The following is a 20,268-nucleotide window of genomic DNA, read 5'->3' as shown; positions in this document are numbered from 1 at the left end:
AGCCAGGCAACGCATCACACGTGCGAATGAATGGTAAGGGGATCGCTTGACGTGGCATCAAGTTCACGCCATGGCCTGTGACAAGGCTGCGACGTCATGCCTCCGGCGTCGGCGTCGGCTCCCGGCGAGTCCCGCCCCGCCCACCTGAGTCCGCACTGCGCCGATGCTCGCTGCGATGACCAGGGCGATGGCGGCGGCCTGGGGCAGTGACAGGGACTGGCCGAGGATCAGGAAGCCGGCCGCCCCGGCCAGCGCCGGTTCCAGGCTCATCAGGATGGCGAGGGTGGAGGCGGGCAGGCGGCGCAAGGCCCGGCCAGGCAACTGGTCGGGGCGGTGGAACTCGCCGCAGGCTTCTTCGACCTTGAGGCGCTTGACGGCTTCGCGCAGGATGCGCGTGTAGGGGATGCGTGGGCAGTGCTTGGGGCGGCGGGCGAAGTTGATGTCGAGGTCGAGGGCCTGGCGCATCCAGTGGTCGGCGTCACGAAGGTCGCCACTACGCATGTGGAACAGGTGGAGGCAGTAGGCGGCGGTGGCATTGCCGGCACCGGCGGCGTACTGCCACCACCACAGTGCTCCCTCGGGTTTCATTGGCCAGGTTGAGCAGGCAGCCGAAGTGCAGGGCGCCGTCGATGTCGACGGGGTCGTCGACGATGCCAGCCAGGTGCCGCACGGCATCAGCCAGGACCACCCAGGCGTCGAGCTGACCCTCGTCAGGCTCTGAGCGCCCCGCCCCACACAAGCGATCCCCTGCTCCGTGTTCCTCCCGGTACGGGGGGTCTTCCCTTTCCCCGAAAGGCTCTAGTTGAACCGCAGCACTTATAAATGCAGATTACTTACGAAATCAATCATTCCGCCTCAAGTGTCCCTCAATTCACTTGAAGAGCCCGGCGTACGACTACTAGGGTCTCCTGCGTTCACCAACACGGGAACTTCAGCTTGCTGCACCCCTGCACTACCCAGCCGACCACTGGGCTCCTGCAAAGGAAGGTGAGCATTGAAGTACTACCGCAAGGCGCTGACAGTGACCGCCGCAGCGGCAGTCATGGCCGTAGCATTTTCCGGCCAAGCCAACGCAGATTCCTCCAAGACTGACGACCACGTAGAGCTGGCCATCTACGGAAAGAAGCTGCACGTCGACCGCGTGTACATCTGGGCAGGTTCCCCCTCCATGCATTACTGCCTGGACGGTTACCTCACTTTCTCACCCCCACACGCGCACCCTGAAGGCTACATCGCGTACCACCCAAAGCACACGCCCTGCGGGGAAAGCGACGGCGCGTATGCCCTGGCCCATGAACACATGGTGGCCGGACCAAACCAAAGTATGCGTCGTTTTCTACAAGGAGAATGACGGAAAGCGCTGGGGCGGCCAGCCCTGCCTCCTGCAGACTCTATTGTTCCCTCCATGATGGATAGCTCAATCAAGCAGAAACTCCTCACCGCCGCCATCGAGACGGACAAAGTCCAGCTCTCATATGGGGAAGCAGTCCGGGCAGCGCTCTTAATCGGCGTGTACGAGGGCGCTTGGGACGAAGAATCCGTCCTCGCGGTTGTCGAATGGTGGAGCGCGCTCGCTCCCGTCCTTGCCAATCGTCCGGGGTGGCAGTTCACCCTGCGGGACTATGAACCGGCATGGATCCTGGAGAGTGAAGGCGGTGACTTCATGGCCGTCACTGTCAGTACTGACGAGGCAGGCCGCCCGAGGTATGAGATCGACATTAACCAGGGCGGTGAAGAGTCTGCTGTGATGTGTCCGGCGCTGTCCGAGTTGCAAACCGTGCTCGACAACACTCCCTCCTGAGGGTTCCTCTCCATACTTCCGCGCACCCCGTACGGCGTCCACCGTCCGTTGGGGCTCCCCTCGTAGGGTCCGGCGTACCGGTCGGTGGCGGCCTGCGGGGCGGCGGAGGGCGTACCAGGGAGGTCAGGATGCGCTGTGCGATGGACCGCTGCTCGGAGGGCAGTCGCTCGAGAGCGGTGTCACACCAGGTGGTCAGGCTGCCGGTGACACCGCCGATGCGCCGGTAGGCGTCGTGGGTGAGGTATCCGTCGTCGCGTCGCTGCCACAGCTGGCTGAGTGCCAGCTCCAGCAGCGGCAGCACGGTAACCGGTGCCCGTCAGGTGGTGGCCACATCCGGCGTGATGGCCAGCACGTCGGTGATGATCTGTTCGGCCAGTCCGTGTTCCAGGCAGGCGCCCGCCCTTTCGGCGGGCCGGGTGATGATGTCGTACAGGTCGCGCTCGTTCAGCGTGGCGGGGTTGTTGAGGAGGCCGGGCACCGCGGCTTCCAGCAGCTTGGGGGCGAGGGCCGCCTGCTGCGGGTAGAAGTCGTCGCGCATGATGAGGATTACGCTGAGCTTGGCGTGCGACTTGACCGCGGTGGTGATCTGGTCCGTGGCGGCCAGGCGCCGTTCCATGGCGCCGCTGGTGGAGGTCTGGGTGAGGAGTTCCTCGAACTGGTCGATGACCAAGACGATGCGTTCCACAGCGGGTTCGGCCGCCAGTTTGTGGGTGACGGCCTGCGCGATTCCTTCGTCGGCGGCCCCCGGCAGTCCCGCACGTTCGAGTTCGGCCAGTAGGTCCTGTCGCGGACGGGTGACGACCGCCAGCCACCTGTCGCTGCCCGGGAGCGCGCCTGCTGCCAGCTGGGGCAGCACACCTGCCTGGACGAGCGAGGACTTGCCCGAGCCGGAGGGGCCAAGGAGCAGGGTCACGCGGTGCTGCGTGAGGTTCGTCAGTACTTGGCGCACCGCGTCCTTACGGCCCTCGTACCACTGGGCGTGCTCGGCGGTGAACGGCTCCAGACCTCGGTAGGGACACACGTCCCGCACGGTCAGCTCGGGCCAGATCTCGCGTAGTGTCCGCGTCGGGGTGACGTAGGCGATGCCCTGTCCCCGCTCGTAGGCGTCGGGGGCGGTGATCTCGGTGAGCATGCCGACCACCAGGTCGGTGATCTCATCCACAACCGGACTGCCGCTGAAGCCAGTCGTCAAGTCGTTGGCCCCGGTCAGCTGGAGATGCCCGCCCCGGCCCTGGGCGGCAGGCAGCAGATCGCCGACCGTGCCGTAGCCGAAGTGCCCGCCCGCCGGCGCCTGGGCGGGGAAGCCGAACGAGCGCACCCGGTGGCCTCGGCAGCCGCCTGCGGAGCCCAGGGGGAGAGGCTGCACGCCGGTCGAGGGACCACTCAGGCGGATCACGGCGACATCTTCATCTTCTGGCGCCCGCCACCCGCCGTCCAGGACCAGGCCCTCGACACGTCGAGCGCCGTCCACGTGAGGGAAACTCAGCGATATGCGCTTCCCGGGGCCGACTCCGGCAGCCTCCACCACGTGTGCGCAGGTGAGCACTAGATCCTCGGCGACCAAGAAACCGGCCCCGGCGACCTGATCGTCGGATCCCAGGATCTGGGCCACGGCGCTCCACAGTCCGGAGAACGGGGCACGGCCCTCGCCCCTGGTGTCAGGGTCCATGGGATCAACTCGGGTAGTCACTCCCGACGCCATGGCCGGGATCGTTCCTCCAGGTCATAGTGACCTTCAGATGACTGTTGGCACCGCTCTTGGTGATCACAGCTCCGGCCTCGACCGAGAGGTCGAGACCGAATTCCACCACGACCTCATCAGGGCCCGCCTTGCGCAGCTGGTCAAGTGCAGCGCGCGACGCCCGGGTCACCGAGGTCAGTGCCGCTTGCAGACTCTCCGGCAACTCATGTACTGCATCACCGATCCGGCCCGCTTTGACCGGACCGTCCCCGGTGGCGGGGGCCTCGACCAGGATGGAGCCACCGTCCTCCAGGAGAACGTGGGCCAGATGAGCCAAAACTCCTCCAGTCGTCAGCGCATCCAAAAGAGAGAATCCACAGCCGACCTTTTCATCATTCCACTCCCTTTGCCCCTCAATTGCAAACCGTGAAGAAAAGAGCCACTTTCACCGCAAAGAAGTTGACGCTGAAATTACCCAAAGTCCTGCTGGAACGGAGTGCGATGCAGGCGCCGCTCCTGCGTAGGTACCGGGCCTCCGGTGGCCCCTCGCACGGCGTCAGGCACCGGCCTCCTCGCACGGACAGTCGGCAGGTCACCCCAGCGCCACCCGTGGCCGAAGCCCAGTTGTCTCCCGCCCTCGCCTCGGCTTCCAAGGCCCGCGCCGCAGCCGGCATCGGCTCAGGCAAGCACCCGCAATCGGCACGGGCGCCACCGCAGTGACGTCGATCGTGTCGCCCCCCCGACCGCTGGTGCTGGCTGGAGCTCGTCCAGATCGCCCTCGACCTGCTTGCCTGGATGCCCCTTCTCGCCCGGACCGGCAAAGCTCGGCTGTGGGAGCCCCTCCGTCTGCGGCTGCGACTGTTCTTCACCGCGGTCCAGCTCGTCACCATCGGACGCCGCCGCATCCTCCGCGTCGCGGCGCACTGGCCGTGGACCCATGTGATCACAGGCGCCCTCAACCGGCTGTACGCACTGCCGAACCCCGGTGCCGTGAAACCCGGCGCCCATCCGGCGCGACAGCCGGGTCATCAGCCTGCCCACGTGACAGAAATCCCCGCCTTGAACAGGCAGAAAGGGTCCGTCAGCACGCTGACGGACCTCATGCAAGATCGAGGTTAGCGCTTCTTCATGATTTTGAAGTAGTTTGCGCCCAGGTTGAGCTGGAACACCATGCCGTACTGTTTGCGGATGGCGGCCACCGCAGCGGAAGACGGTTCACGCAGACACCGTTTGACCGGTGGATCATTTTCGCACGGGCCTGTCGGTTCGCTGATGAAGTTGGGTTTCCGTTGACGGTCGCGTATCGGATCCCACTTCAGACTCTGGGTGACGGCGTCACGCGAAGGTATTTCAGGATTGTGTTTGTCATACGGCTTCCGGTAGTAGTCGATGAGCGCTCCGTCTGCTGCGTGGTTGAAATCAATACCGGGTACGTTCCGGTCGCCGGCTGTGAGGATCCCGTCGAGGACGGGCACGATGTGTTTCGGGTCGGCGCCGAAGTAGGCGGTGACATTCAGACCGCAGCTGATCTTGTACAGGTCACTGTCCCTGGTCTCCAGCCATCCCCTGGCTGTTCCGCCCCAGCAGCTGTCGCTGACGACGACCAGGCCGAGCTTCAAGGGCGTGTGCTCGACGTACGCCTGAACCACTTCTCTGAGCCTGGCTTCCGACTTCTGCCTGGCGTTGATCGCTTCCGGGCTGCCGGCAAGTTTGCGGACAGTCTTCTCCGGTACAGCCCGGTCCTCTGCCGAGCACGCGGACACCGCCAGCGCCAGAAGCATCAATGCCGCTGTCTTGACCTGCTTGACCCGCTTCATGAACGTGGCCTCCTCCCGTCTGCCCCCAGCATGCAGCCCACGTACGGCCGACAGCATGAGCATGTGTACTCAAAAGGCTTGTGGGGAAGCCCTGTTGGGCTTCCCCACACGGTCTGGCTGGTTTACTTTTTAGGCCAGGCGCCCAGCGCGGCCTCCAGGGTGTCCGCGTACAGTCGCGCCCCGGCGATCTTCGGATGGAACGACTGCGCAGAGATACTGAACTGGAAGAACGGCCAGTCGATCTTCGGTTCGTCGCTGTCTGTCAGATCGGTGACAATGGGGTGAATGCTTTCGGGGTCACCGCAGACGGCCTTGCCGTGGAAGAACGCCTGCGGGTTGGCATAGCCAACGTCCACTCCGTGCTTCCTGACGAGGTCAGCGGTCTCGAACATCGTCTGTGCCAGGTAGTCGGCCACGCCGTTGAGCCACTCCGATTCCTCCGGTGAGATCCCGACGAGAGGGATCTTGTTGAGGCAGGAGGCGTCGTTGGACAGCAGCGGCGGGTAACCCATGAGGACGATCCGGGCATGCGGGGCATCGTGGTTGATTGCCTCGATCGTTTTCTGGATGCTGGGTGCGACGACATCGCTGATGAGGTCCGGGACGGCTTCCGCGAGCGGCTTGCCCTGGTAGGGGCCGTCAGGTACGCCCTTGCCTTCGACGTTGTCGAACTTCTTCGTCTGGCACGGATTCCCTGGCGCCATGCACTGGCTGATCACGTAGGCGAACCGGGAGTCGTTGCCGCCGATGGAGATGGTGACCAGGTCGGTGTTCTGGTCCAGGTATCCCTGCTTGATCTGCGGCAACTCTCCGGTGTTGTCGTATCTCCTGTCTTTGGGGTCGGCCGGAGCGATCACGTTGTAGGTGCGGGATCCGGAGCAGGCGATGAGGTGGTAGTCCATCCGCGCGCTCCAGTGGTCGTCCAGCTCGCCGATGGAAAGCTGTTCGCCGGGGAGCTTTGCCTGCCGGGACCACGCGTAGGTGGAACGGTGGCAGCCGTCGCGGTCTCCGCTGACCTTGTTGCGCCAGTTCGTCTCCGGGTAGTAGTCCCTGTTGCCCTCGGAGGCTCCCTCACCACTGGAGAGGAGTCGCCCATCGCGACGACCGTGTGGTTCGGTTTACCGGGTAGGCCCTGGAAAGCGACCGCGCCCCAGGCAACATCCTCGTCGCCGGTCCCGTCGGCGGTGGTGTTGGTCAACGTCACGGACGGGGTTCCGGTGAAGTGGAAGACGCCGAGGCTGACCCATCGGCCGGCTCGCTGCTCCACGATCCGCGTACGGCTGCTCGTGTCAGAACCGTTGATCGTGTAGGCAGCCTGCCTGGTCTGTGCACCGGTGTCGGGAAGGTGGACCAGGACACGCGCCCAGTTGAGGCTCTGGCCGAGGGTCCAAGTGCCGTTGATGGTCATGTAGCCGCCGTCATCGCCGAAGTGGTCGGCGTTGCGGGTGTGGGTGTACCAATAGTGGCCGCCGTACCCGCCGCCCACCGAGTGCAGGTCGGCCTTCGCTTCGTACCGGCCTTTGGTACCCGGGTTAAACGAGAACTGGAATTTCCCCGCGGAGTGGATCGTCGCGCAGTCGCGCTGGTCGCTCCAGGACGGTGTTCCGTCCGGCACCGAGGCGACGACCTTGGATCCGGCCGGGGCGGGGGAGCACACCGGCGTACCGGTCTGGAGCCGAGTGCCGCGTCCCGGTTCCTTCACTAGGCTCTGGTACTTGATGTTCTCGAAGCCGCACGTAGTGGCACAGTCGGGCTTCCAGGCCGTATTGGGCTGGTTCCACCAGTACTGTGCGTAGCACTCGGCGTCCGGGCACTTCGGCGGCGTGCTGGTGTTGCAGTTGTTCTTGGAGTTGCAGAACACGTCGGGCTCCGGCGACGCGCGCCCGGTTGTATTTCGCGCTGCCTTGCTCTGTGGCGGGCGCGGCCGTTCCGTTCCAGTAGGCGGGGCGGAAGCCGGCGGAGGAGAAGCCGGACTCTCCGGGCCAGTCCTGCCGCCCGGAGGTCGCGTAGGAGTAGCCGGTGTCGATGGACCAGGCGGCCCAGCCCATCACCTTCAACTCGTAGGGCCAGTCCTGCGGATGAGCCGCGTCCTTATTTGCCTCCGGCCCGTCCACGTCGGTGTTCATGAACGGATGGCCCCAGCCCTTGGCATAGATCGGGTTGGCCGGGTTGTTGTACCAGCCCAGGCCCCAGTGCCCCGAGTGGTTCCCGGCATCCGACGGAGGGTTGAAGCCGAGGTTGTAGTTCCACACGGCGGTGAACCAGTTCTCCACCTTCGACGGATCATCGTTGTTGACGGTGATCTTCTGGCCGTTCTGATGGACCTCGTTCCACTTGTCGGCGAGGATCTTCAGGGAGGCGGCGACGTTCGTCGCGTAGTCGATCGCGACGAGTTTCTGCAGGGCCGGTGTCAGGCTGGTCTCGCCCGGCTTCTCGTGACCGGCCAGGCGCATGCCGTCGGTCACCTGGCCGACGCCGTAGCCGCAGTCGGACTTGTCCCAGTTGATCTGCCAGTAGGCGGATGGGTTGTTAAGGTCGGCCTTGTGGCCGTAGTAGCCGTCGACAGCGGCCAGGGGGTTGCCCATCTGTCCCGGGATCGACCCGCCTTCGGCCTGCCACAAGTTGGACTCCTGGGCCATGATGCCGAGGAGCACGTTCACCGGGATCCGGCCGCCACCCGTCAGTTTCGGCAAGGGGAACAGAGCCTGTGGGTCGACGGTGCCGAGGCCAGCCTGGTCACGGTAGCCGCCCTGAGTGATGTAGCTGGCGCTCAGGTCGCCGCGCACGGCCATGTCGACTGCCCACTCGACCTGGTTCGAAGTCGGCTGCAGCGCCTGTACCTTGAGGTCATTACGGGAAACCGCGCACCAACGATCGTCGTCGGTCGGAGGACTCACCGTTAGGCCCGCCTTCGAGCCGGTGCCCTTCGGCCGGTGTGCCGCGCCGGCCGTGACGAGGACCGGGGAAGGATTGTTCCCCGAGCCATCGGAGGCGTCGCTGTACACGCTCTGAGTCAGCTCGGCACCCGTGGCGGTGGCGGTGCTGGTGACCGTCACGGCCTTTTCGCCGTCGTCAGCGGGCGTCGCCGTACGCGAGGTGGGTTCCCCGGTCTTTGCGAAGCCCTTGCCCGCACCCTTGATGTGCGTCAGACCGGCGCGCACACCAGGAGTGAGCACCGGCTCGATCGCGAGACGGCCGTGTGAGGATACATCGGTGCCGGCCGGGGCGTTGAGGCGGGTGACGCCAGTTCCCGTGGTGGCGGTGGATTCCTTGGGGTGGCCGGTGAGGAAGACCCTGCCCGCCTCTCCCTGCATGAGGTCGAGGTCGCCGAGCTTGGCCGAGGCGATGCGCTTCGGCTTGGCACTGCCGGTGAACAGCTTGGCCTGCGCCGTTGAGTCGCCCTTGCGGTCGATGAAGGCGATCCTGCCGTCGGCGGAGGGCCGGATGTCGAACGGGGTGCTGTCCGCGTCCGCAAGGTTCGTCACGCTGCCCGAGTGGTCGAGGTGGACCAGGCGGCTGCCGAGCGCGGCGACCGTGCCGTCCCGCACCGGAACGGCGCTCGTTAGCTCACCCTTGGCAGCCACCGTGCCCGTGGTCTTCCCGGACACGTCCACGGTGATCACACGGGTCCGGGTGCGCGCGGCGTCGTTCATGTCCCTGAAGCCGGTGAAGGCGGCTTGGTGCGTGATCGTGTTGCAGGACGGATCGAATGAGGCCAGCGACGCTGTGAAGGACAGCTTCGTCACCTTGCCGGTCGTCAGGTTGACGATGGCGGCGAAGGCGCCGCCCTGCATCAGAACCGGCTTGTTCGTGAAACTGCGCGGCGCGTAGACGACAGCCGCGTGCGTGTGGTCCATCAGGCACTGGTTGCCGATCCAGGAGTCTGCCGGCAGGCCCGGCTCGGCCAGGACAGCGGCGGTCTTCCACGCGTACGCCTTGTCGCTGTCGGCGACGAGGATACGCAAGCCGTCCGCGTCGGCGGCGGCGGTGACCACACGGTCGGAACTGTTCTGCCAGTCCCTGCCGAGCTTTCTGTCCGGATCCGTCACGCGGCCGGGAGGGACCGGCGTGGCCTGTGCGTTGTTGCCGTGGCCGGGGCTGGGCGTCGGTGCGGCAGCAGCGGGTGCTGCCTGCAGCAGGCCGCCGGTCAAGGCCGCGCAGGCTGCCAGGGCAGCTATAGGCAGGTGCGCTCTTTTTCTGCGTCTCAAGAGAGAGCTTCCCCGTTTCTGGTTGAGAGGATCCCCTGCTTGGTCGGGGCAGGGCTCGGCCGCCCACCCCCGGCGAGAGGACCGGAGGGTGGGCGCGAGTGTGAAGAGAGTTGGCCGACGATGAGAGCGGCAACGGCGCGGACGGCGGACCCGGGCTTCTCCAGCCGGGTCCGCTTGGCCCGGGGAGCGTGGCAGCGATGGCCACGTGTGCGTCCATGCCAGAGCCGGTGAATCAGCCGACCTTGGCCGCGGGGAGTCGCCGAATTTTGGCGGGCGACTCCCCCGAGCGGCGCCATTGGTGCCAGCTCAATGGGCGTAGGCGCACATCAGCGTGTGCGTCCCGTATGGCAGCCGGACGGCAGGTCCGGCCCCGGACCGGCTCGCCAAACAGCTCGCGCGAACAGGACGCCAGGATGGTGGCTGAGAGGGGAGCCGAGGGGGGATTCCTCTAGGCCTTATGTTCGTTCCGCTCGATGCTCTCGATGGTGATGTGCGGATGCGCGGGAGGCATGTGACCGGGATCCCTTACCGTCAGCTCAGCCGGCCACGAGGTCCCCGGATACAGGCCGACGACATCCGCCGATTCGCTGGCCGTTGCGTCGAAACCTCCCGGCCCTGTAATCCGAAGGCGGAATCGATAGAAAGCACGCTTGGTACCGCTGTTGACCACCTCGACAGGGACCGTCAGCGCATCTCCGTCCCGCCTAGCCGTGTACACGGTCAGGTCTCCTTGTCGGATGACCGGAGTTCCGAAGTGCTCACTGCCCTTGGCGATACCTGTCACCGGGGATGGCGTGATGGTCACCCCGGGCGGGGCCGCCTGCCTGCGCTCTCTTTCCGCCTTCTGCCTGGCCGCCTCCACCCTGTCAGGGCTTGGCGTGGCAGCGGCCGAAGGCTTGGCGGTAACCGGCGATGAGGGCCGGACGGCTGAGGTGTCCGGGCCATGGCTCGCCGGTTCGTGCCCGCACGCAGCGGTCATCGCTCCAGCAGCGACGAGCAGAACGAGGAGCCGACGGGACACTGGCGTACGTACGGGCATGAAGTGCACCTCCGGGACGGAGAGGGATGGGTGACGGTCAGTCGCAGCCACTGACGTCCTGCTGCCGGTCGATGATCGCAACATCGCCTTCCCACATCAGGGCGTTCACCACGGCGCAGCCGGGATCGAAGTCGCCCTCGATCTTGACCGGACCCGCGTAGTCAAGGAACCAGCCATCATCGGCCTTGCATGTGACCCGGTGGCCGCCGGCGCACACCTTCAGCTTCATGTGCTTCTTGACCCCGAGGTTGTTGTCGAACACGGCGCATGCCCCGTTCCCTGCGCCCGGCCCAAACTTGTCGTACGCGAAGAGGGTTCCGAACCGGCGGTGAGTCCGGAAGGCGCTGTGCCAAAGTCAGCTCGTATCCGCTCCGACACAACGCGCCGCCGGCTTGCACCGCCGCAGGATCGGCCGCCGCGAGAGCACGCGTCTGCGGATCACGCGCCGCGCTCGGTGAAAACTTGACGCTGGTGCCGGGCACCTTCTCGGGAACCGGCTTCGAGTCCTGGGCTAAGGCCTGCGGAGCTGCCAGAACCGAAGAGACGAAAGCTGTGGTCAGGGCAAGAGCAGGCAGCCATTTACGCATGGCGAAGTTCCCCCATGTTGAAGGCACAAGGAGACCAGCCTGTTGGAGCAGTGCGTGTGTGGTCCCCGTTGCGCTGAGTGTGTTGGTCGTCCGCTCCCGTCCCGCCCGAACGTTGCGGGCAGGCAGTTCCCCAACTGACCGGGAGCAGGTCGTCACCCTATGCCCACAGGCAGCAGCAGCCACAAGAGCGTTGGACTCGAAATGGCGAGGAGACGGTCCCTGCCAACAAGCAAGCGGAACCAGGAGGAGACAGTGCTCCGCATACGATCTGCAGCGGAAGCGGAACGTACAGGGTGCGCGCAGAGCATGGCGGAAAGGCGCGCACCGCTTGCCACGCCGGATGAGGGAAAATTGCTGTAACACACCCCACTACCGTGCGGTGCGTACCCTTGCGGGCCATACGACACAACCGCAGTCGTCCTACGGCCCGCTACGCGCGTGGACCTGATGCAACAACACCCCCACGCCGTCTTCACCCACACCTCACGGCTCCAGGCGGACAGCGAGCACAGTGGTGCGGGACGCGAAGGGGGTAAATCCCTGGTCAGGGGCTGGCCGGCGGGTGTAGCCGGCGCGTCTGGTGGTGCGTTGCGCCCTGCATGGACGAACTTCTTGATTCCGCATTCGGTATGGCGGAGTTGTACGAGCCGCGCCTGCCTCTGTTAACACTCGCGGAGGCGCACCAGCTGCTGGACGTCTTGCAGTACTTCGGCACGGTAGACCACGACTGGGGTGCCCAGGCTCGCCACTTCGCCGCTGAACTCGCAGCCCGTGTGCCCTCGCACGACGCCTGACGTTCGGCCCGCCGTGCGCTGCGAGGAGACGAGTTGCAACAGCTCCGGCGGGCATCGTATCCGCTCCGCAGCCCACCGCTGCATCCAAGATTCCAAAACAGCATGTAGCTGCTGAAACCCGTATAGAGCTCCCCGCACTTGCTCGAACTCAAAGGGGGGATCCTTTGCGTACTCGCCTTGCCGTCTCAGCGGTGGCTGTCGCCGTAGCCGGTGTCTTCTTCAGCGCACCGGCCGCGTCCGCGGCGACACTGCCGTCGACCAACACCGCTCACCACTGCATCTCGCATACCACTGGAGTACGTGGCTGGACGCACCACCAAAAGCCCAAGGACAAGTACGAGACCACGAAGTGCGTAGACGCCTCACTGTCTTACTCGCGGCACTCGCAGGGCACCTGCTCCCACCACCACGGCGTCCGCTACTGGTTCAAGTAGACCGCTAACACCGCAGGTCGCCTCCTCCACACCCGGAGAAGGCGACCTCCGCGCTGCCGCCCGGCTATGAGCCTGCGCCACCTGCCGTCGAGTCAGTGCCCGTGCCCGCCACCGTGGTCACGGTCGCTGCCCCAGGAGACGGCGTCGACAAAGCGGCAGTGATCGTTGCGCAGGGTCGCGGTGTCACCGTTGTCGTCCCACACCACAGAATCCGTAGACGGCTGATCCAGCCATGGGCATGATCGCTACTCATGGATGATACACCCGCCCCCCATCAGCAGAGCCCTCACGAAACGTCCCGCGAAGCACAGCGCCGTGGGCCGCTGTCTATCGGATGCGCCACGTCCGTGGCGATCACCATCGGGCTCGGCGCCGTCCTCTCATTACTTTGGCTGACAGGTGTTGTAAGCGAGCACACCGCTACGAAGTTTCTGGGACTTCTTGCGGCTCTCTTGGTCGCCCTATTGCTGACGGCGCTCGCGCTGGCGGCGACGAGTGCCGAGGACCACCGCGTCTCAGAGGGACGAGCGCGGGTGCGAGAAGCGGAGCATGGGCTGGAGCGTGCTCTCAGGCCACCTTCACAGGTAGCGGCTGGCGGAACGCTGATCGCTCACGAGGATCTCGGGATACCGCAGCCGGATGAAAGGTCACCCGGGCAACGGACTGAGCCATTCCCCAGCGGTCAGCCTGCTCTTGACGATGCGATCACCCACGCTGCCCGTGCCCTGCGTGGTAGTGCGAGACTGACCTTGTCCGAGCTGTGGGCCGTGACGCACAGACGACTGGATCTGTACCACGAGATCGCTCTGGGCCAAGCGTCTCGTTCCTTTCGTAACGCTCAGCTAGCCATGGCCCTTGGATTCGTGCTGCTGGTCGGATGCGTGCTCGTTGCCTTGCAAGCCAGCACGACAGCAGGAAGCGTGGTCGCTGGCGGGTTGGGGACTGTGGCTGCGGGTCTGGCCGGCTACGTGAGTCGCACCTTCATCCGTTCACAGGAGGCATCCGCAGCACGCCTGCGTGCCTACTTCGATCAACCTCTTGAATTCTCCCGCTACTTGGCTGCGGAACGCCTCATCGCCGACGCCGGGTTGAGTGACGAACGTCGGACCGAGGTGCTGAGCACGCTTGTTGAAGCCATAGTCACTGGAGGGAGTCAGGGCAAGGGCGACGGAAATGATGCTCCCAACGGCGGTACGCCGACCTGAGCCATCCCTGATAGCGGTTGGTGCGGGTATCGCGGTATGTACACGGCGCCGTGGCCCGGCAATACCGGACCGTGCTCGGCCGCAGGCTGGCTATCTGCCGGCCGGGCGGAAGGTAACGCCGTACTCACGGCCGAACCGGTTGGCCTCCGCGGCCGAACCGCCCACCGAGCGCAGGTAGAAGGCATAGGCCACCGACTCGATCTGCTCCTCGTTCAGGTGCACCACCCACAGGTTGCCGAGCTGGCGCGCCGTACGCACCCGCTCCGCCAGGCCGTCGGCCGGCGGCCGACGCAATCGCGCACCGAGGTGGATGTCGCAGTGCGTCCATCTCCGAACGCCGCAGTTCGACCGGCTGCTCGCCGTCTGCCGGCCCGTCGGGCCGGGAGTCGGGAGCGGGGCTGGCCTCGGTGTAGGTCAGGACGTCCTGGCCAGGCGCGGCGAGCCGGGCCGCCCACACAACGGGGCCGCCCTCTTACACGGACAACTCCGCGCGCATCTCCCGGTCGGCCAGCTCGACCAGGCCCTTCCCGGCCGCCGTCTCCACCGCCTGGTGGTGGTCAGGGCGCAGCATGCCGAGCAGCACCCAGCCGTGCTCAGCCGCCTCCTGGTGGTCGCGCAGGACCCGCAGCGCCTCGACGAGCAAGCCCTTCCCGCCACGCATCTACTCTCCCCGCCCCTCGTGCCGCTGAACGCCGCAGACGACAGTAGGAGCCGCCCACCAGGTCCGTGGCCGAACGCTGGAAACATCACCAGCCCGTGTGGTCCACGCAGAGCGGGCGCGCACCCGGCTGCGCCGGATACTGGGACAGGAGCGGCCAGGCGGGACGTCAGCGGGCCAGGGTGACCGTTATGGGAACGTCTGGGTAACTGTCGTGCACGTCCGCGAGCGCGGCCTGTTCCGCGGCGTCGATGCTCAGGCCCCAGCGGGTCTTGTCCGCCACCCAGTCGGTGACGTACGTGCAGCGGTAGCCCTCGGCCGGCAGCAGCCACGTGGACGGGTCCTGGTCGGCCTTGGACCGGTTCGATGCGGCCGAGACCGCGATCAGCGCCCGGTCGTCACCCAGGTCATTGGCGTAGGCCTCCCGCTCCCTCGCCGTCCACGCATACGCGCCCGAGTCCCAGGCCTCGGCCAGCGGGACCAGGTGGTCGATGTCCAGACCCTTGGGACCGTCGATGTACCGGTCGTCGTAGGGCGAATACCACTCACCCTCGCTCAGCGTGCACTTCGGCCCCTGCACCGGCGCGATCACGGCCTCGGCCTTCAGCACCTCCGCGCGGGTATTGCAGCCGTCCTTGTCCGCATCGATCCAGTGCTGGAACTTCGTGCGCTCATAACCGGTGCGGTCCTCGGCGCGCACCGGGAGCTGAGCCAGGAGATCGCGAACGGGAGCGGTGACGGTATCCCAGGATGCTGCGGCAGCTGGGGCTGCATGCGCGGCGGTCGTTGGGATCAGGAACGCGGCGAAGACAGTGGCGGCTGCAGCAGTCCGGGCGCAGCGCCCGAGACAGGGGTCCTCTCGGAGGTCACCAACACTTCGTGATCTTCGTACCGGCACCTGTCGATGCCCCGCCGCGAAACCCGGAAGGGCTCTACCCGATCAAGGGATAAGTCCGATCACCGGTCCGCCGCGGAGGGGCACCGTTGATGTGATCACTCGGCTGGTACTGGAAATCGCGCTCCCGGCACCCGCCCCCAACGACCTCGTGCACGGTTGGCCATGGCACGTCGAGGAGTGTGGTGTCGTTCGACCTTCTCAGCGGCACGGAGTGATGATTTCCCAGTCCTTTACAGGATCCCCGGTCAGAAGGTACTCGCTCAGATACATGTCTGTGTCCTCGTGTAGGTCGTCCTCGAGGTCCCAGACGGACTCGCACTCGGGGCAGAGGAAGAACCTCTGACCCGTGTCCTTGCGCTCGTAACAGCGAACCCAGTCCTGGCCGCAGTGCGCGCAGGCGACCTTGTTCATCAGTTCCAGCTCCTCGGGAAGGCCGTGATCACTTCGTTGCCGCGTTCGACGGTGATCGAAATATATTCCTCTCCAGGGTTGTAACCCACCTGCCGGGCCATCGGGATGATGTAGGTGGTGCGGTCGCCCTGTTGGTTGACCGACACCGCCATGGCGCGCCGGCTCCATGCCTCGTCGACCGTCTCCAGCACGCCCTGGTTGCCCGTGTCGAAAACTCCGTGAGCGGGCTTCGCAGGGTTCTCACGGGTGTGCTGCATGACGTGAGTGATGCGGTGGCCCTCGGCTGAGCCCGGACCGTAGTCCAGTCCTTCGGGCGAGCGGTACCAGCCGTCCCCGAGGTCCTTCAATTCACAGCCGTACAGGCCCAGTGGGTCGGACCAGGTGCCGGGATGGCGGATGTACGCTGAGGGGTTGGGGGCCGGCTTTAGGCCCAGGGGGTCCTGGCTGAGGTAGCAGGCTATCTCGGGGTCGTAGTAGCGGAAGTAGTTGTAGTGCAGGCCGGTTTCGGCGTCGGCGTATTGGCCCGGGAACCGCAGGGGGCAGTCGGCGGCGGAGTTGTCGGCCGGGCCGGTGAGGGCGGTGCCCCACAGAGTGGTCCGGCTCTGCCACGTCGTCTCGCCCTCGGCGGTGACCAGCTCGGTGGGCGTGCCGACGGCATCTGTCATGATTACTTGGAACACGGCCGCGTTGCCGGGTGTCGACTCCTCTGCCAGCCGGGCGAGGAATGAGGCGTTGCGTCCGGCGGCTGATCGGTGATCGGTCTGGGCAATCGGTCGGTGGGTTCCGGGCTCGTAGTTCCAGGTGGTCACCTTGCCGTCCGGGCCAGTCTGTTCGGCCAGCCTGGTGTCGTCCCAGGAGAAGTCGGTGCGGTCGGCCTTCGTTTGGTTTTCTGTCAGGCGGTACTTACACAAGCGGCGCCCGAGTGGGTCGTACGTGTACTTCCATCGTTCGCCGTCTGGCGTAGTGACCTCGACGAGGCGGTCTTCGGTAGTCCAGACGTACGTCCAGGTCCGGGTCTGTCCGTTGAGCAGCTTGCGGGTTTTGCGGACCAGGCGTCCCTGGGCGTCGTGCTGGTAGGTGTTGCTTCCCGCGCGGTGGACGAGGGTGCCGTCGAAGTCACGCTCGTCGGCGCAGTCGTGGCCGGGTGCCGTTTTTTGCACCAGATTGCCGACTTGATCGTAGGCGTATGTCTCGGTCCAGCCGTGGGCGCGTACGCCCGTGACGCGGCCCGTCGCGTCCAGGTCGAAGCGGCGGGTGCCGGCGGTGAGCTCGCGGATCTCCGTCAGATAGCCGTCGCTGCGGTAGGCGTAGACGCGGTGCTGAAGCAGGTTCTGCGCATCGTCGGAACCTGCGGTGAGGGACTGGAGGGTCAGGCGGCCCGCAGCGTCCCATCTTTGGGTCAGTAGGACGTCGGGGCCGAGACGGCGCTCTGTCTCGTGTCCGGCGGCATCATGGGTGAAGGCGAGGGTTCCCGCATCCGAACGAAGCTCCAAGGGCCGCCCTGCGGCGTCGTACGTCCACTGCGAGACCAGTCCGGAGGGGGTCTCGCGGCGGACGCAGCGGCCCAAGGGATCGTAGGCGTAGGCCATGACGCGGTCGTCGACGGTTTCGCTGAGAGTGCGCCCGAGAGCGTCCCTGGCGAGGATCACCTCGGCGTCTCGGTTGGCCGCCCGGGCAAGCAGTCCGTCCGGTCCGTACTCGAATGTCGTCGTCTCACCGGTGGCGGTGCGCTGCTCCACGACGCGGCCCGCTGCGTCCCGGGCGAAGCTCAACGTCTCCTGGGCTCCATTAGTACGCGAGATCAGTTGGCCTGCCGCGTCGTGCGTATACGTCAGCGTACGACCATTGAAGTCCGTCTCGGCCACGAGACGGCCGGCGTCATCGTAGGTGTACGACCAAGTCCGGCCCTGCGGGTTGGTGACTCCTGTCAGGCGCAATTCCGTGTCATACGAGAAGGCGTAGTGCGCGCCGTCCGGGTCAGTCCGGGTGGCGGGGACGTCGAAATGAGTCGCCGTGTGGTGGGTCGTGTTGCCGGCCGCATCTGTGTAGCTGAGCAGGTTGCCCTCGGCATCCCAGGTCCACGACTCGCGGCCGCCGCTGGGCTGCTCACGCCAGGACGGCTTGCCCTCCGTCGTCCACCCCAGGCGCGTGGTGTGGCCCAGAGGATCGGCTACCTCAATCACCCGCCCGAACGCATTGCGGCGGATTGTTGTCGTGTGACCCAGTTCATCTGTTAGGGAGATTGGCAGACCAGCCGCGTCGTAGACCACCGTACGGGTATGGCCGAGGGCATTGGTGATGGCGGTTGGGCGGCCCGCCTCGTCGTTCGTGTACCGCGTCTCGGCGCCGGTCGGATCCACGGTCCTGACCAGGTTGCCCCGCTCATCGTACATGTGGTGCCAGGTCGCGCCTCCCGGCTCGATAACCTCGGTGGGCAGGCCGAGCGCGTTGTAGGAAGCCTGGGCCAGCGAGCCGTCGGCGAGGGTGAGGCCGGTGAGATTGCCCGAGTCGCCGTAGGTATACCGCGTGGTGTGTCCCAGTGGGTCCGTCACGGCGACCGGTCGGGCTCCGAATTCATCCCACTCGGTGTACGTGACGTGGCCCAGCGGGTCCCTCTCCTCCACCACCAGCCCCTCGGCGTTGTACCGGTGGACTGACACATGACCTTGGGAGTCGGTGTATGTCGTGGTGCGGGCGGTGTCGTCATAGACCAGGGTGCCGGAGAGGATGCCGTCGATGCCCTCGGTGCGGACCACCCGGCCGCTCTCGTCGTAGACGTAGGAAAACCAGGTGCCGTTGCGGTCGGCCCAGCGGGTGACGCGGCCCTCGGAGTCGTAGGTGAAGCGCAGGGGCTCGCCGCTGGAGTTGATGACCTCGGTGAGGTTGCCGGATGCGTCGTAGCCGTAGCGCATGACGACCGTGCCCTCATCGGGCGCGGTGCCCGGGCGGTAGGGGGACGGCGGCTCGTCCAGCAAGCGCAGGGCTGTGATGCGGGGACCCTGGGTGTCGACGGCGACGTAGTAGCCACCCGAGTGGCGGATACCGAAGGGGATGCCCTCATCGTTGCGCTCGACGTCGATGCGGTTGCCGTTGCGGTCGCTCCAGGAATCCACAGACAGGTGGAACACGCCAAAGGAGGGTGAGGGTACGGGGGCGGCGAAGGTCCGGGTCACGCCCGTCGACGGGTCGGTGACCGTCATCGCGCCGTCCGGCTTTCCGTCCCACTCCAGCGGCCAGCGCGCGCCCTTCACCGGCATCGTGGGAACGCCCGGTTCCGGCACCGGGTACACCAGACGCATGCCGTCGGCCGCGGCGAAGACGACACCCTCGCCGTCGATCTGGAGGCACTCGTCCAGGGTGGAGATCCAGGTCGGGCCGAAGCAGACGCCACCCCGATACGAGGAGAGGTGTGTGCGGGTGAATCCGAAGGGGAGCGCAGCCGGCAGGGTGAGGTCTGTCTGCGTCATCAGCATGGCGCCGGTCGCCACGTCGATCGGCTCGCCCACGCACGGGATGTCCTTGGCGTTGCGCGCTGCCGGGCCCAACTCGACCAGGTTGGGGCGCAGTGACGGCGGGCGCAGCAGCAGGGGGGTGGTGTCGGCGAGGCCGCCTTCCATGCTCGCCTTCAGCAGATCGCCGCCCGCGCCCAGGGCTCCACCGAAGATCATGCCGTCCTTGGCGGCCTGGTTGACCTCGTCCAGGTTGAAGCCGTGCTGCAGACCGGTCATCATCTGCAGCGGCTGGGCCACCGCGAGGTCGACGGTGACCGACTCGACCCCGCCGAACGCGACGCCGGCAAAAGCACCTCCGATGGCATCGGCCACCAAGGCGGAGACCCCGACGCCTACTGTGGCGCCGAACTCGATGACCGCTTCCGCCGCTGCTGCGGCCGCGCCGGAGGCGATGCCCGCGGTGAGCACGGCCAGCGTGATGCCGCCCGCGATCACGACCGCGTCGATGCCTATCCGCGTCCAGAGCTTGTCGATCGCGTCATCGATGCCGTCGGCGAACTTGTCGAGCAGGTTGGCCATCTCCCGCGAGGACTTCGCGAGGTCGCTTAGCCAGCCGCCGTCCTGGCCCTTGGCGTAGCGGTCCCAGAACTTGTGGAACGCCTCGATCGACTCGCCCGTATTGTTGTGGATGATCGAGGATGCGCTGCGGTGAACCGGGGAGCGGACGTCGTCCACGGAGTCGGCGAACGCACGCCATGCTTTGGCCGCGTCGCGCAGCTTGTCGGGGTCGGCCTCCGGCCACCACAGGCCCATCTTGAGAAGGATGTGGCGGGCTTTGTCCTCAACGCTCACCGGCACCGTCGCTCTGCTTGTTCGTCTTCACTTTGGTGAACATGCCCGCGACGAGCTCGTCGTGGTCCACATGCCCGTCCGACATATCGACCATGGCCTCGTTAATGCTCGTCAGACCGAGCACCAGGATGCCCGCCGCGCTCTCGATCGACTTCTGGTGCGGCTTGTAGATGCTGCCGAACTGGTTGCCCTGCTCGTCATGCCCCCACGGTTCCCCGAGGCCGTCCAGAGTCGTGATGAGGGTCGTCAGCGCCTTGCTCAGATCCATGGCCCCTTGATGGAAGGTGGGTGCTGCCGCCTTGATGTCGGCAGTCTTGATGTCCAGCACCTTGCCGGGGACCTTGCCGTCACCCATCTATGAACCCCGTTTCAGTCGCGGCTTCCGACCCTAGGATGACCAGGTCAAGCAGGCCCCATGTCGAGGTAATGCA

Annotated in this window: 17 protein-coding genes and 3 pseudogenes; 7 read left to right on the top strand and 13 right to left on the bottom strand. The window is 66.0% G+C overall.

What is annotated here, in order from left to right; all coding sequences use genetic code 11:
- Nucleotides 1-63: 63 nt before the first annotated feature.
- Nucleotides 64-309: pseudogene (locus ACZ41I_RS16100) on the bottom strand (EamA family transporter); the annotation flags it as partial.
- 220 nt (nt 310-529) lie between these two features.
- Between ACZ41I_RS16100 and ACZ41I_RS16095 the strand changes: the two are divergent.
- The 3 genes from ACZ41I_RS16095 (at nt 530) to ACZ41I_RS16085 (ending at nt 1,801) form a co-directional block, all read left to right on the top strand.
- A complete protein-coding gene (locus ACZ41I_RS16095) occupies nt 530-721 on the top strand; it encodes a hypothetical protein (protein WP_468514395.1) in 192 nt (63 codons plus the stop codon).
- A 273-nt stretch (nt 722-994) separates the two neighbouring features.
- On the top strand, nt 995-1,351 hold the full coding sequence (locus ACZ41I_RS16090) for a hypothetical protein (protein WP_468514394.1): 357 nt from the start codon (nt 995-997) through the stop codon (nt 1,349-1,351).
- 54 nt (nt 1,352-1,405) lie between these two features.
- Nucleotides 1,406-1,801 (top strand): hypothetical protein, encoded by a 396-nt coding sequence (locus ACZ41I_RS16085; RefSeq protein WP_468514393.1) that lies wholly within the window; start codon nt 1,406-1,408, stop codon nt 1,799-1,801.
- Here the strand turns inward: ACZ41I_RS16085 and ACZ41I_RS16080 are convergent.
- Nucleotides 1,719-3,470 (bottom strand): annotated as a pseudogene (locus tag ACZ41I_RS16080) (nSTAND1 domain-containing NTPase). The gene ACZ41I_RS16085 and the pseudogene ACZ41I_RS16080 overlap by 83 nt on opposite strands.
- Before the next feature lie 4 nt (nt 3,471-3,474).
- A complete protein-coding gene (locus ACZ41I_RS16075) occupies nt 3,475-3,819 on the bottom strand; it encodes a CU044_2847 family protein (RefSeq protein ID WP_468514392.1) in 345 nt (114 codons plus the stop codon).
- Between the two features lie 416 nt (nt 3,820-4,235).
- Here ACZ41I_RS16075 and ACZ41I_RS16070 point away from each other — a divergent pair.
- Nucleotides 4,236-4,469: pseudogene (locus ACZ41I_RS16070) on the top strand (transposase); the annotation flags it as partial.
- A 128-nt stretch (nt 4,470-4,597) separates the two neighbouring features.
- Here the strand turns inward: ACZ41I_RS16070 and ACZ41I_RS16065 are convergent.
- The 4 genes from ACZ41I_RS16065 to ACZ41I_RS16050 form a co-directional block, all read right to left on the bottom strand.
- Nucleotides 4,598-5,299, bottom strand: a complete 702-nt coding sequence (locus tag ACZ41I_RS16065) for a hypothetical protein (protein WP_468514391.1) — start codon at nt 5,297-5,299, stop codon at nt 4,598-4,600.
- 122 nt (nt 5,300-5,421) lie between these two features.
- Entirely contained in the window at nt 5,422-6,225 is an 804-nt protein-coding gene (locus ACZ41I_RS16060; RefSeq protein WP_468514422.1) for an SGNH/GDSL hydrolase family protein, read from the bottom strand.
- Between the two features lie 606 nt (nt 6,226-6,831).
- Nucleotides 6,832-9,450 carry a hypothetical protein gene (locus ACZ41I_RS16055; protein ID WP_468514390.1) on the bottom strand — a complete coding sequence of 873 codons (2,619 nt, stop codon included), beginning with the start codon at nt 9,448-9,450 and terminating at the stop codon, nt 6,832-6,834.
- A gap of 1,133 nt (nt 9,451-10,583) precedes the next feature.
- The gene (locus ACZ41I_RS16050; protein ID WP_468514389.1) at nt 10,584-10,808 is read right to left on the bottom strand and encodes a hypothetical protein; all 225 of its coding nucleotides are present in this window, start codon (nt 10,806-10,808) and stop codon (nt 10,584-10,586) included.
- 924 nt (nt 10,809-11,732) lie between these two features.
- On the opposite strand from ACZ41I_RS16050, the gene ACZ41I_RS16045 reads away from it, so the two are divergent.
- The 3 genes from ACZ41I_RS16045 (at nt 11,733) to ACZ41I_RS16035 (ending at nt 13,566) form a co-directional block, all read left to right on the top strand.
- On the top strand, nt 11,733-11,927 hold the full coding sequence (locus ACZ41I_RS16045; protein ID WP_468514388.1) for a hypothetical protein: 195 nt from the start codon (nt 11,733-11,735) through the stop codon (nt 11,925-11,927).
- Nucleotides 11,928-12,118: 191 nt separating this feature from the next.
- Nucleotides 12,119-12,361, top strand: coding sequence for a DUF3761 domain-containing protein (locus ACZ41I_RS16040; RefSeq protein ID WP_468514387.1), 243 nt, complete (start codon nt 12,119-12,121; stop codon nt 12,359-12,361).
- A 347-nt stretch (nt 12,362-12,708) separates the two neighbouring features.
- On the top strand, nt 12,709-13,566 hold the full coding sequence (locus tag ACZ41I_RS16035; protein ID WP_468514386.1) for a hypothetical protein: 858 nt from the start codon (nt 12,709-12,711) through the stop codon (nt 13,564-13,566).
- Between the two features lie 90 nt (nt 13,567-13,656).
- Here ACZ41I_RS16035 and ACZ41I_RS16030 read toward each other — a convergent pair whose 3' ends face one another.
- From ACZ41I_RS16030 to ACZ41I_RS16005, 6 genes are all read right to left on the bottom strand, one after another.
- Nucleotides 13,657-13,860, bottom strand: coding sequence for a DUF6417 family protein (locus ACZ41I_RS16030; protein ID WP_468514385.1), 204 nt, complete (start codon nt 13,858-13,860; stop codon nt 13,657-13,659).
- Nucleotides 13,861-14,038: 178 nt separating this feature from the next.
- The gene (locus ACZ41I_RS16025) at nt 14,039-14,227 is read right to left on the bottom strand and encodes a hypothetical protein (protein ID WP_468514384.1); all 189 of its coding nucleotides are present in this window, start codon (nt 14,225-14,227) and stop codon (nt 14,039-14,041) included.
- 166 nt (nt 14,228-14,393) lie between these two features.
- A complete protein-coding gene (locus ACZ41I_RS16020) occupies nt 14,394-15,020 on the bottom strand; it encodes an HNH endonuclease family protein (protein ID WP_468514421.1) in 627 nt (208 codons plus the stop codon).
- Nucleotides 15,021-15,320: 300 nt separating this feature from the next.
- The gene (locus tag ACZ41I_RS16015) at nt 15,321-15,533 is read right to left on the bottom strand and encodes a hypothetical protein (protein ID WP_468514383.1); all 213 of its coding nucleotides are present in this window, start codon (nt 15,531-15,533) and stop codon (nt 15,321-15,323) included.
- Nucleotides 15,533-19,837 carry a DUF6531 domain-containing protein gene (locus tag ACZ41I_RS16010; RefSeq protein ID WP_468514382.1) on the bottom strand — a complete coding sequence of 1,435 codons (4,305 nt, stop codon included), beginning with the start codon at nt 19,835-19,837 and terminating at the stop codon, nt 15,533-15,535. The genes ACZ41I_RS16015 and ACZ41I_RS16010 overlap by 1 nt, the downstream gene beginning before the upstream one ends.
- A complete protein-coding gene (locus ACZ41I_RS16005) occupies nt 19,827-20,192 on the bottom strand; it encodes a hypothetical protein (protein ID WP_468514381.1) in 366 nt (121 codons plus the stop codon). The genes ACZ41I_RS16010 and ACZ41I_RS16005 overlap by 11 nt, the downstream gene beginning before the upstream one ends.
- Nucleotides 20,193-20,268 lie beyond the last annotated feature (76 nt).

The organism is Streptomyces sp. NPDC030799, from assembly GCF_055572255.1.
The sequence above is the reverse complement of the archived record's forward strand: the minus strand, read 5'-3'. Positions and strand labels throughout refer to the sequence as shown.

Coding starts and splice junctions, on each gene's coding strand:
- ACZ41I_RS16085 (WP_468514393.1), top strand. CDS start 1,406: ATGATGGATAGCTCAATCAAGCAGAAACTCCTCACCGCCGCCATCGAG.
- ACZ41I_RS16065 (WP_468514391.1), bottom strand. CDS start 5,299: ATGAAGCGGGTCAAGCAGGTCAAGACAGCGGCATTGATGCTTCTGGCG.
- ACZ41I_RS16045 (WP_468514388.1), top strand. CDS start 11,733: ATGGACGAACTTCTTGATTCCGCATTCGGTATGGCGGAGTTGTACGAG.
- ACZ41I_RS16025 (WP_468514384.1), bottom strand. CDS start 14,227: ATGCGTGGCGGGAAGGGCTTGCTCGTCGAGGCGCTGCGGGTCCTGCGC.
- ACZ41I_RS16015 (WP_468514383.1), bottom strand. CDS start 15,533: ATGAACAAGGTCGCCTGCGCGCACTGCGGCCAGGACTGGGTTCGCTGT.
- ACZ41I_RS16005 (WP_468514381.1), bottom strand. CDS start 20,192: ATGGGTGACGGCAAGGTCCCCGGCAAGGTGCTGGACATCAAGACTGCC.